Consider the following 11989-nt stretch of genomic DNA (forward strand, 5'->3'; position numbering starts at 1 on the left):
AAGGAAAAACCTTTTTATATCTAAAAAGAACAGCCGCTATGTAAAAAAAAGCTGATAACGATTGTCATCAGCTTTTTCACTATAATTATTCGCCTTCTTCGTCAAGGAATGTATTAACCATTTCCTCAACCATGTCCCACTCTTCTTCTGTTTCAATCGGTTGAAGCTCACCGTCTTGACCATCTTCACTTGGTGTGAAAGCAGATGCATGAATTTCAATTTCCTCTTCATCATCTTGGTCTGCTCCGATTGGATAGTAAATTACATATGATTTGTTATATTGATCAGAATCAAATGTGAATAAAATTTCGCATAGCTGCTCATTTCCATTCTCATCGACGATTGTAATTTTATTTTCTTCTACGCTCATGTTTGCACCTCATTTTATATTGTAAGCTCTTAGCTTAACTTTTTCTTCAGCGAAAAGCAAGCCGTTCAGTTATTTCACTTCCCTTTTACGTACAAAAGAATATGCAAAAGGGAAATTCATAACTTTTCAGCTGAGGCAAAGCCTGCTGCTTTTCTTACTGCTTGCTGTTTAAGTATCCTTGAAGAATCATAACAGCTGCCATTTTATCGATTACTTTTTTGCGTTTCTTGCGGCTTACATCGGCAGACAGCAGTACTCGCTCTGCTGCCATCGTCGACAAGCGCTCGTCCCACATCATCGTTTCAATGTTAAGTTTTTCTTTGACGTTGTCAGCAAACTCAATGCACGCTTCGCCTCGAGGGCCAATCGTACCATTCATATTTTTAGGAAGACCCACTACGATTTTCTCTACGGAATATTCGTCAATTAGCTGCTGTAAACGAGGATATGATTGCTCCATCTGCTCATCTGCAATTTTAATTGTTTCAATTCCTTGCGCTGTCCATCCCATTTCATCACTAACTGCCACACCAATTGTTTTGGTTCCTACATCTAATCCTAATACGCGCATTTATGAATCCTTTCGATGCTGTTGTAAATAAGATTTAACAAGTTCTTCAATGAGCTCGTCTCGCTCTAACTGGCGAATTGTGTTTCTCGCATCGTTATGACGAGGAATGTAAGCAGGGTCTCCTGATAACAAATACCCAACGATTTGGTTGATCGGGTTGTAGCCTTTTTCTTGCAGTGCGTCATAAACCGTAAACAATACTTCATGTACGTTTGTTTCAGCTGGCTCATCTTGAAAATTAAATTGCATGGTTTTATCAAATGAACTCACGGTCCCACCTCACTCTCTTAATTTGTGAACACATTGTGCACTATGCTAAGTCTTATTTATATTGTACACCAAGAAAGAGGAGAATTAAACGGATTTAACCCATTCTTCTACAGTGCCAAGTGCTTTTTCAATTTGGCTAGCGTCTTTTCCTCCAGCTTGCGCCATGTCAGGGCGTCCGCCTCCGCCTCCGCCGCAAATCGTCGCTACTTCTTTAACAAGTTTGCCAGCATGATGGCCTTTAGCAATTAAATCTTTTGTTACACCTGCAATAATATTTACCTTTTCACCTTGTGGAGAAGCTAATACGATCACAGCGGATTCTAATTTTTGTTTTAAATCGTCAACCATTGCGCGAAGGTTATTCATATCCGTTGCATTCACTTTCGCTGCTAGTACATTCACACCATTAATGTTTTGCACTCGGTCAACGAGATTGCCAGCCTCAATATTGCCAAGCTTTGTAGATAGTGAATCATTTTCACGCTGAAGATTACGAATTTCTTCTAGTAATCCTTCAACGCGCCCTACTAAATCACGCGGGTTGGATTTTACTTTTGCCGCAGCTTCTTTTAGTAAGCCTACTTGATCGTTCATTAACTGATAGGCAGCTTTTCCAGTTACAGCTTCAATGCGTCGAGTACCTGCACCGATTCCCGATTCTGATACAATTTTAAATAAACCAATAACAGACGTATTTGGCACGTGACATCCACCACATAATTCTAAGCTGTAGTCGCCTACTTGTACTACGCGCACGATATCTCCGTATTTCTCACCAAATAGCGCCATTGCACCCATCGCTTTTGCTTCGTCAATTGCTTTGTTTTCAATTTGTACAGAGATGCTGTCCCAAATCTTTTCATTAACGATTTGTTCAATTTTCTCAAGCTCTTCTTGTGTCACTTGACCAAAGTGAGAGAAGTCAAAGCGCAAGCGATCCGCTGTTACTAAAGAACCCGCTTGATTAACATGCGTTCCTAACGTATCTTTTAATGCTTGATGCAATAAATGCGTTGCCGTATGATTTTTCACAATCGCACTGCGGTTTTCTTCATCAAGCGTCGCCGTGTATATTTCACCTTTTACAAGCTCACCGTTTGTTACAGCTACCGTTTGGACATTTTGGCCGTTTGGCGCTTTTTGAACGTCTTTTACTTCCGCTGTTCCTGCAGCACTTTGAATCGTACCTTGGTCCGCAATTTGACCGCCGCTTTCTGCATAGAATGGCGTGTGGCTTAAGATGACTTGCGCTTCTGTTCCAGCTTCAGCGCGGTCAACAAGCTCACCGTCTACAATAATTGCTTCAACAACTGTTTCTACTTCATTTTTATCATAGCCAACAAACTCACTTGCAACCGTTACTTCACCAAGTACGCCGCCTTGAACTTGCATAGAACTAGAATCTTGACGAGCAGCACGCGCACGCTCACGCTGTGCTTCCATTTCACGTTCAAAACCTGCATGATCAATTTTCATGTTCTCATCTTCTGCATATTCTTCCGTTAATTCAACAGGGAATCCATACGTGTCATATAAACGGAAAACATCTTCGCCTTGTACCGTATCACTGTTTTGCGCTTTTTCTTTTTTAATAACGGTTGCCAAAATAGCTAGTCCGTCATTTAACGTTTCGTGAAAACGCTCTTCTTCATTTTTTACTACGCGCTGGATAAAATCCGTTTTTTCCTTTACTTCCGGATAGAAATCAACCATGATTTCCCCTACTACCGGCACTAGCTCGTACATGAACGGACGATTAATGTTTAACTTTTTAGCATAGCGAACTGCTCGGCGTAACAAACGGCGCAGCACATACCCACGGCCTTCATTTGAAGGAAGCGCACCATCACCTACAGCAAATGTTACCGTACGAATATGGTCAGCAATGACTTTAAATGCCGTATCTTGCTCATCATTTGTACGATATTTAGCGCCTGAAATGTTTTCTGTTGCTTCAATAATTGGCATAAACAAATCTGTATCAAAGTTTGTTTGCACGTCTTGAATAACAGAAACCATACGCTCTAAGCCCATTCCCGTATCGATGTTTTTCTTTGGAAGCGGCGTGTACGTGCCATCAGGATTGTGATTAAATTGAGAAAATACAAGGTTCCAAATTTCTAAATAACGCTCATTTTCCCCACCTGGATATAATTCCGGATCATTTAGGTCATTTCCATATGCTTCTCCGCGATCATAAAAGATCTCTGTATTTGGACCACTCGGACCTTCTCCTATATCCCAGAAATTACCTTCTAAACGAATGATGCGCTCTTTAGGCACGCCCATTTTTTCATTCCAAATCTTAAATGCTTCTTCATCTTCAGGGTGAACTGTTACAGATAGCTTATCTGCGTCGAATCCAATCCATTTATCGCTCGTTAAGAATTCCCATGCCCATTGGATGGCTTCTTCTTTGAAATAATCACCGATAGAGAAATTACCAAGCATTTCAAAAAACGTATGATGGCGAGCCGTTTTACCTACGTTCTCGATATCGTTTGTACGAATGGATTTTTGTGCGTTACAAATACGCGGATTTTGAGGAATAACACGACCATCAAAATATTTTTTTAATGTAGCTACTCCACTGTTAATCCATAATAAAGATGGATCTTCATGCGGAACTAAAGATGCGCTTGGTTCTACATCATGGCCTTTTTCTTTAAAGAAATCTAAATACATTTGACGAACTTGTGCTGACGTCAGTTTTTTCATGATTGGTCCTCCTTTAATACTCTTCTTATTTATAGACAAAAAAATGATGACATAAAAGCATCTATTTTCTCTGTGTACAAAAGCAATTGCTAGTTATTTGCACACAAAAAAACTCTCATCCCTGTAGCAGGGACGAGAGTTGAACTCGCGGTACCACCCTGATTATAAATGCCAAAAGCATTTATCACCTTCATAGCGTTAACGTTGCTGACACGGCAGGTTTTAGCCTGCACTCTGGACTAGCGTTCAGCTGCTCTTTGTTTAGCGCTTCTTTCAGCCAAGGAAGCCCTTCTCTAAAAACCAGTGTGCAACGTACTCGATCCATCATTGTGTTTAAAATATGTAGCGTTTTCTTATGGCGATATTATGACAAATTAACCGCTCTTTGTCAATGTTTGAGCGTATAAGAGCGGATATGCAAAATAGATATTTTAATGACTGCTAAAATTGGCACAGCCAAAATGAGACCCAATACTCCTCCAAATTCTCCTCCTAAAAGGAGCGCAAGCATGATAAACAAAGGATGAATATGAAGACTCTTTCCTACGATAAGCGGAGACAGCACATTTCCCTCTAGAAACTGCAGCACAAAGATTATAATGACAATGGTAATAACCAACTTTATCGAGATTGTGGCTGCAATAATAGCCGCTGGAACCGCACCAATAATCGGGCCAAAATAAGGAATGATATTCGTTACGCCAATAATGAAGCCTAAAAGAAGTGCATAAGGTACATGAAAGAACCACAGTGCTGCTGTGGCAATCACACCAATAATGAGACAAACAAAAAATTGCCCTCTAATGTAATTGCCGAGCGATTCATTCACATCCGATAAAAAACGTTCGCCTGGTTTGTGCCACTTTTTAGGTGTGACATAAGCTGTTGCTTTCTTAATAGAGGAAAAATCCTTCAGCATATAAAAAACAATAAATGGAATAATGATTAAAATCAAAAAAGAGGTAATCAATGACTTTAATCCTTCCGCCACTTTTGTAAGCCACACGTTGAGCGTAGCCTCTACATCATCAATGCTGCCTTCAATTTTCTCATGTACACCGTTTGGAAGTGAAGTTGTACGATCATGAATCGATTCTACCCAATGTCTATATGTATTCGTAAAATGCGGCAGCTGTTCGTTTAAATCTTTTACTTGTTCCACAAAAATAGGGTACGACTTATAGGCTCCAAACCCAATTCCTCCAAAAAAGATGATGTAGATCAGTAAAATAGCTAGAGGACGAGGCACGCCTTTATCATGCGTTTTTTCAATAAGCGGATGAAGTAAATATGTAATGAATGCTGCAATAAAAAAAGGCAGCAGTGCTTTTAAAAACATGTAAATAACAGGAAGCCATAAAAACTGGACTTTAAAAAAGACTAATATGCACAGCAGCGCTAATAACAGCAGTCCGAATCTATAGAACCATTTGAATGAACTATCTTTCAACGTAAACTCCTCCTCTCTTCTATTTTTTGATAAAGAAAGGAGTTTATACATGCAGTTGTCTCTTCTGCCTGCAAAAAAGCACTATTGCAGCTAAGTGCAATAGTGCTTTTTTTATTAGTGAATAGCTTTCATCATACGTTTACGCATTTTTTTCATATTTCTTTTTGTAAACATCTCTCGATCATCTGCCATTTTAAATGCATAAGCTCCAAGACCGAAAGCGACTACTGACGGAATGATTCTGCCCATTGCTCTTCCTCCCGGTAAAAAAGAATTAGAAATTGATTGTGCGCTCGTCGTCTGAGAACAAATCATCAAGCGAGCTCAATGTTCCATCTTCTTCTACTTGGTGAGTATTAATTTGTCCTTTTGAAATAGTCATTTCAATAAAACAATTCCAGCAGTAATACTGATTTACACCAATTTTGCCAACGTCAATACTTTTACAGTTTGGACATTTAAACAAAGTCGACACCTCTTTATACGTTCTACTTATATAAACGCATTATGTCCACTTCTTTCCATGTCCATACTTTATTTTCTGACAATTAGCAAAGAAGGATGGCAACAAAGGAGTTTATTTAACTCTTTGTTAGCATGCGAAAGGTTACATGAAATCATACGGCGTAACGTTTTCCATCCCAATATTTGCATCTTTCATAAATGGAATTTCGGGATCTTCTATGTCGTTATCCAAGCTTTCTCGAAGCAAGGGCTGTAAATTCGTTTGTCGGACGCTGTCTTCATTTCGGCTGACTCCAAGCTGAAACGCTTCGTCTTCGCCGCATAAAATTAAAAACTGTTTGCTTCGCGTAACGGCGGTATAAAGTAAATTGCGTCGCAGCATCCGGTAATAGCTTTTAACAATTGGAAGCACAACAATGGGAAATTCACTTCCCTGTGATTTATGAATGGAACAGCAGTATGCATGAGTTATTTGATTAAAGTCTTGCTTTGTGTAAGTTACTTCATTTCCTTCATATGAAATAACCAGCATATCCTGTTTTTCCGTATTTTCTTTGGCAAAAAAAACCGAGACGATTTCTCCCATATCTCCGTTAAATACGTTGCTATCCGGCTGATTTACAAGCTGCAGCACTTTATCTCCGACTCGGTACGTAATATCTCCGTGCTTAAGCTCTCTTCTTTGCTCAGAAGCCGGGTTGAATAATTCCTGAAGAACTTCATTCAGCTTATCAATACCTGCAGGACCTTTATACATAGGAGCTAGAACTTGAATATCTTTAGCCGTATAGCCTTTTTTTAACGCATTCCCGCAAACTTGTTGCACGACGTTCGTGATGTGCTGTCCTTGACAACGAATAAAGGAACGATCTCCTTGCTGCCTGGATAAGTCTTCCGGAAGCTTTCCTTTTTTTATTTCATGAGCCAAATCAATAATTGAAGATCCTTCCGCTTGCCGGTATACATCTGTCAGACGGACGGTAGGAACTACTTCTGAACTCAGTAAATCTTTTAACACCTGTCCCGGACCTACTGAAGGAAGCTGGTCTTCGTCTCCAACTAAAATAACCTGTAAATTAGCAGGAAGAGATTTAAACAGCTGATGAGCAAGCCACAAATCTACCATTGATACTTCATCCACAATCAGTAATTTTCCGTCAATTGGATTCTCCTCATTATGATCAAATCCTTCTTGTCCGTTCCATTTTAATAATCTGTGAATTGTAACTGCCGGAAGTCCCGTCGCTTCGCTCATTCGTTTAGCAGCGCGTCCAGTAGGTGCCACAAGTAAAACAGGAAAAGCTTCATCTTTTTTATAATCCCCTGGATTTAACGAACATCCGTGAAGTTCTGCATAGAGTTCGACTATTCCTTTAATAACCGTTGTTTTCCCTGTACCTGGTCCACCTGTTAAGAGAAGCATCGGAGACATTAAAGCGGTTTGTATGCCCTTGCGCTGAGAAGGTGCATATTGCACGTCTAATCGCTCTTCTAGTTCACCCAGTGCCAATAAGAATTCTGATTCTGGAAACTGCTCTTCGTACTGCGTTTGAGCCATAATTTTTTGAATAGCTTTAACCAGCCCTTTTTCAGCATAGAAAAGGGGAGGAAAATAAATTTTTTCGTCTTGAATGATAAGCTTTTTGTCTGCTTTTAATGCGTCCACTTCTCTTGTAAGATCCATTTCAGACAGATTCTCATGCCTGCTTTTTCGAAGAAGCTCTGCTGTTTTTCCATACAGCTGATCTGCCGTGACGTATACATGTCCCATTTGATTGCATTCTTGCTCAATGACATATAAAATACCTGCACGCAAACGATCAGGATGATTGGTTGCCATACCAAGCCTCTTTCCAAGTTCATCGGCTCTGCTAAAGCCAATACCTTGAATATCTTCTACGAGCTGATAAGGATTATTTTGAACAATTTCAAGCGCTTCTTGTTTGTACGCTTGGAAAATCTTCATCGAAAGCTGCGGTCCAAACCCGAGGTCTGTCAGCTTTACCATTACTTCTTCTAACCCTTGATGTTCACGAAGCTGCGTGACTAAAGCTTCTGCCTTGTCGGCTGAAAGCCTCGGAACCTCTTTTAGCACAGACTCATTTTGCAAAATACGAAAAATAGCGCGTTCTCCTAGGGCGTCCACAATGTTTTCAGCGGTTTTTTTACCGATTCCGTGAAATAAATCGCTAGACAGGTACTGAACAACCCCTTGCCTTGATTGCGGAAGTTCTTTTTTAAACTGTTCAACATGAAACTGCAGACCAAACTTTGGATGCTCTTTGAAGTCTCCGTAAAACGTGTATACTTCATCTTCATTCAGCTTAGGAAAATAGCCTGTAACGACCGTTTCTTTATCTTCAATCTCTAAATTTGTTTTTTTGATCCGTATCCGCGTAACGTTATATAAGTTTTCTTCGTTATGAAAGACCGTTACAATCGACGTGCCGCTTATATAACGACGTTCTGGCTGTGAAGGGTTCACTTGTTCTTCGTTCATGTTATCCTTCCTTTACCCGCTTTCTTAATGTTCTAATGTAGACAGAACTTGTTTGGCATTTACTGCCATTACGTGATCTGGCTGCACGTTTAAAGCTTCATCTAACATCTCAATCGCCTTATCTTTGTCATCTTTCATGGCATACGCTACGCCTAAATTATAAAAAGCATCGGCGTGTTCTGGCTCTTGATTGACTACCTTAAGAAATTCAGCAATCGCTTCATCTACCATTTCGAGCTGTGCTAAACAAAGACCGTACTGAAATTTTGCTTCTACATCATGTTCGTTTAGTTCTACCGCTCGCTGAAGATAAGGCATCGCAAAACGAATTTCTTCCATATGAAACAGCGTTAAACCAAGCATAAAGTACGCATCGGATGAATCTAAGCCTTTTTTGATTGCTAAATCAAAGTAGTGCTTTGCCTGCTCAAGCTGCTCTGCATTAAAATAAATATTTCCTGCTCCGTAATACGCTGTTGCCGTTTCTTCATCTAATTCAATCGCACGTTCATAAAATTTCAAAGCACGATCCATCTCACTAACAGCCGCTAACAAATTGCCAAAATTCACATACACAATTGGATCTTTTGGATTATCTTCAATTGCTTCTGAAAATGTTTTAGCAGCCTCTTCAAATTTCCCTTCCTGCATATACTGAATTCCTAGCTGGTTTTTATCTGTCATTTTTTCGTTCACTCCACTGTTTTAGTTATGATTTAAGAGATTTTCACATCATGAAAATCTAGAATATGTAAGTTATTAGTTTACCCAATAAGTAAAGTATATCATAGAAAAACCTCAGCTATATACGGCCGAGGTTTTTCGTTCTTGCTTATATGAATTATACGTACCAGATTTGCTCTTCTTCTTGAAATACTTTGTCAATTGTTGCTCCGCCAAGACATTCATCATCTTTGTAAAACACAACTGCTTGACCTGGCGTAATTGCGCGAACAGGTTCAGCAAAAATAACCTTAATTGTATCATCATCGACTTTTTCAACGGTTACTGCTGAATCAGTTTGACGATAGCGGAATTTTGCTGTGCACGTCATTGGTGACGACCAGTCACGTTCGCTTACCCAGCTGACATTGGTTGCTGTAAGAGATGTAGAATAGAGCAACTCATTGTGAAAGCCTTGATCGACGTACAAAACATTTTTTTCTAAATCTTTTCCGACTACAAACCAAGGTTCACCGCTGCCTCCAATACCTAAACCATGGCGTTGGCCAATTGTATAGTACATGAGACCGTCATGCTTGCCTTTCACTTCGCCGTCAAGCGTTTGCATTACACCTGGCTGAGCAGGAAGATACTGACTTAAAAATTCTTTGAAGTTGCGTTCACCAATAAAGCAAATACCTGTGCTGTCTTTTTTCGTTGCTGTAGCAAGGCCTGCTTCTTTCGCAATTTCACGCACTTTTGATTTCTCAATTTCACCAATTGGGAACATTACTTTGGAAAGCTGATCTTGTCCTAATTGATTTAAGAAATACGTTTGATCTTTATTTCCATCTACGCCTCGAAGCATTTTATACTCCCCGTCACGGTACGCAACGCGTGCATAATGTCCTGTCGCTAGATAATCTGCTCCTAGCGTCATTGCATGCTCTAAAAAGGCTTTGAATTTAATTTCCTTATTACACATTACATCAGGATTCGGTGTACGACCTGCTTTATATTCATCTAAAAAGTAGGTAAATACTTTATCCCAATATTGTTTTTCAAAGTTGACTGCATAGTAGGGAATACCAATTTGATTACATACGCGAATAACATCGTTATAATCTTCAGTCGCAGTACAAACGCCGTTTTCATCCGTATCGTCCCAGTTTTTCATAAAGATTCCGATCACATCGTATCCTTGTTGTTTTAATAAAAGAGCTGCTACAGATGAATCAACGCCTCCGCTCATTCCGACTACTACACGTGTATCTTTAGGTGATTTTGTCAACTTCGCCACCTCCGTTTTCTTCATTTTAATTAAATTGTTCGCTAAAAAGCGAAAGAAACGACACAAACCATCAGTGAGGGATGAAGACCCTACTGATGGCTGCTATTTACATCGTTAGTCGCTTAACGATGTTTGCTGTTTGACGTGCGGTTTTTTCAATTTGCTCAGCTGAGTTTCCTAAGCCAAAGCTAAATCGAATAGAAGTTGTTAAACGTTCAGACCCTTTTCCAAACATAGCTACAAGCACATGAGAAGGATCGATTGCTCCCGCTGTGCAAGCTGAACCGCTCGATGCCGCAATTCCTGCTAAGTCTAAATTTACGAGCATCGATTCAACATTTGTTTTTGGAAATGATAAATTTAACACATGTGGCAGAGAATTTTCAAGATGTCCGTTAATTTCAAATGAAATACCTTCTTCTTTCAACACAGCTACCATTATTTCTTTGTATCTTCTATATTCATCTGCACGTGTTTGCAGCGTTTGTTGCGAAATTTTCACAGCTTCTTCAAACCCGACAATACTTGTCATGTTCTCAGTTCCAGCTCGTCGTTTGCGCTCTTGTTCTCCTCCAAATAGCAAAGGAGACAGTGAAACGTGAGCAGCTGCATATAAAAAGCCCATCCCTTTTGGTCCGTTAATTTTATGAGCAGAAACGGATAAAAGATCGACACCTAATTGTTGCACATTTAACGGAATTAATCCATAAGCTTGCACTGCATCCGTGTGGAAATATGCTCCATGCTCTTTTAATAGAACTCCAATTTCTCCAATTGGCTGAATAGCACCTACTTCATTATTTCCAAACATCACCGACACAAGAATTGTTTCATCAGTTAGGGCTGATTTTATTTCATCCACAGATACTTGTCCGTACTCGTTAACTGGTAAGTAAGTCACTTCAAAGCCCTGTGTTTCTAAATATTCACACGTATGAAGCACAGCGTGGTGTTCAATTTGCGTGGTAATAATATGATTTCCTTTATGGCGGTTTGCAAGAGCTACTCCGATCAGTGCCATATTATCTGCTTCTGTCCCACCACTTGTAAAAATCAGTTCATTTTCGTGTGCTCCAATACTTGCTGCAATCGTTTGGCGAGCTTCGTCTAAATAGCGTCGACTTTCCCGCCCGTAGTGATGAATACTAGATGGATTTCCAAAGTACTCATGCATAAAAGTCGTCATTTTCTCAACGACTGCCGGATGTATTGGAGACGTTGCTGCATGATCAACATAAATACGTTCCAAAATAAGCGCCTCCTAGCTCATTATTAAATATAAAACATATAAGACGCTTGATCATCATCAGAATGATTTGCTAAATCTTCAAGCGTTGTACTATCTAGCACTTCTTTAACTGCATCTCGAATACGAATCCACAGCTCGCGTTTTGCAGGCTCTTCATCTTCAATTCCTTCTACAGGACTAATAGGACCTTCTAAAACAGAAATAATATCGCCAGAAGTAATGTTAGCAGGTTCATGTGCTAAGATGTAACCTCCATAAGCTCCGCGCACGCTTTTTACAAGCCCAGCGTTACGCAGCGGTGAAATAAGCTGCTCTAAATAATGTTCAGATAAGTCATGCGTTTGAGCAATAGTTTTAAGCGAGATAGGACCTTCGCCAAAGCGCTTCGCAAGCTCAATCATAATCGTTAAACCGTAGCGTCCTTTTGTTGAAATTTTCATAC

12 protein-coding genes are annotated in these 11989 nt (G+C 39.8%); all 12 read right to left on the reverse strand.

The annotated features are described in order from the left end of the window. Positions 1–85: 85 nt before the first annotated feature. The 12 genes from MKY06_RS23480 to cymR all read right to left on the reverse strand — a co-directional run bounded on the left by MKY06_RS23480 (position 86) and on the right by cymR (position 11987). Positions 86–370, reverse strand: coding sequence for a DUF1292 domain-containing protein (locus tag MKY06_RS23480; protein WP_013059285.1), 285 nt, complete (start codon positions 368–370; stop codon positions 86–88). Between the two features lie 154 nt (positions 371–524). Next, positions 525–941, reverse strand: coding sequence for a Holliday junction resolvase RuvX (gene ruvX, locus MKY06_RS23485; protein WP_098476293.1), 417 nt, complete (start codon positions 939–941; stop codon positions 525–527). Beyond that, complete coding sequence (locus tag MKY06_RS23490; protein WP_013059287.1) at positions 942–1211, reverse strand: IreB family regulatory phosphoprotein; 270 nt, start codon at positions 1209–1211, stop codon at positions 942–944. An 84-nt stretch (positions 1212–1295) separates the two neighbouring features. Then, positions 1296–3929, reverse strand: coding sequence for an alanine--tRNA ligase (gene alaS / locus MKY06_RS23495; protein WP_055992482.1), 2634 nt, complete (start codon positions 3927–3929; stop codon positions 1296–1298). Positions 3930–4317: 388 nt separating this feature from the next. Then, positions 4318–5379: an AI-2E family transporter gene (locus MKY06_RS23500; protein ID WP_013059290.1), complete on the reverse strand. Its 1062-nt coding sequence runs from the start codon at positions 5377–5379 to the stop codon at positions 4318–4320. A 114-nt stretch (positions 5380–5493) separates the two neighbouring features. Further along, positions 5494–5628, reverse strand: a complete 135-nt coding sequence (locus tag MKY06_RS23505) for a YrzQ family protein (RefSeq protein ID WP_013059291.1) — start codon at positions 5626–5628, stop codon at positions 5494–5496. A 25-nt stretch (positions 5629–5653) separates the two neighbouring features. Continuing rightward, positions 5654–5845, reverse strand: a complete 192-nt coding sequence (locus MKY06_RS23510) for a hypothetical protein (protein ID WP_013059292.1) — start codon at positions 5843–5845, stop codon at positions 5654–5656. A 141-nt stretch (positions 5846–5986) separates the two neighbouring features. Continuing rightward, on the reverse strand, positions 5987–8344 hold the full coding sequence (gene recD2 / locus MKY06_RS23515; RefSeq protein ID WP_098476294.1) for an SF1B family DNA helicase RecD2: 2358 nt from the start codon (positions 8342–8344) through the stop codon (positions 5987–5989). Positions 8345–8368: 24 nt separating this feature from the next. Next, positions 8369–9028, reverse strand: coding sequence for a tetratricopeptide repeat protein (locus MKY06_RS23520; RefSeq protein WP_013059294.1), 660 nt, complete (start codon positions 9026–9028; stop codon positions 8369–8371). 157 nt (positions 9029–9185) lie between these two features. Further along, positions 9186–10298 (reverse strand): tRNA 2-thiouridine(34) synthase MnmA, encoded by a 1113-nt coding sequence (gene mnmA / locus MKY06_RS23525; protein ID WP_013059295.1) that lies wholly within the window; start codon positions 10296–10298, stop codon positions 9186–9188. A 106-nt stretch (positions 10299–10404) separates the two neighbouring features. Then, entirely contained in the window at positions 10405–11547 is a 1143-nt protein-coding gene (locus tag MKY06_RS23530) for a cysteine desulfurase family protein (RefSeq protein ID WP_098476295.1), read from the reverse strand. A gap of 23 nt (positions 11548–11570) precedes the next feature. Continuing rightward, on the reverse strand, positions 11571–11987 hold the full coding sequence (gene cymR / locus MKY06_RS23535; RefSeq protein WP_013059297.1) for a cysteine metabolism transcriptional regulator CymR: 417 nt from the start codon (positions 11985–11987) through the stop codon (positions 11571–11573). Between the last annotated feature and the right edge of the window lie 2 nt (positions 11988–11989).

Origin of the sequence: Priestia sp. FSL P4-0332, assembly GCF_038005845.1 — a bacterium.
In the GTDB taxonomy this organism is placed as follows: domain Bacteria; phylum Bacillota; class Bacilli; order Bacillales; family Bacillaceae_H; genus Priestia.

Excerpts from the sequence above, each read along its gene's own strand:
- MKY06_RS23480 (WP_013059285.1), bottom strand. The coding sequence starts at position 370 with ATGAGCGTAGAAGAAAATAAAATTACAATCGTCGATGAGAATGGAAAT.
- ruvX (WP_098476293.1), bottom strand. The coding sequence starts at position 941 with ATGCGCGTATTAGGATTAGATGTAGGAACCAAAACAATTGGTGTGGCA.
- alaS (WP_055992482.1), bottom strand. The coding sequence starts at position 3,929 with ATGAAAAAACTGACGTCAGCACAAGTTCGTCAAATGTATTTAGATTTC.
- MKY06_RS23505 (WP_013059291.1), bottom strand. The coding sequence starts at position 5,628 with ATGGGCAGAATCATTCCGTCAGTAGTCGCTTTCGGTCTTGGAGCTTAT.
- recD2 (WP_098476294.1), bottom strand. The coding sequence starts at position 8,344 with ATGAACGAAGAACAAGTGAACCCTTCACAGCCAGAACGTCGTTATATA.
- MKY06_RS23520 (WP_013059294.1), bottom strand. The coding sequence starts at position 9,028 with ATGACAGATAAAAACCAGCTAGGAATTCAGTATATGCAGGAAGGGAAA.
- cymR (WP_013059297.1), bottom strand. The coding sequence starts at position 11,987 with ATGAAAATTTCAACAAAAGGACGCTACGGTTTAACGATTATGATTGAG.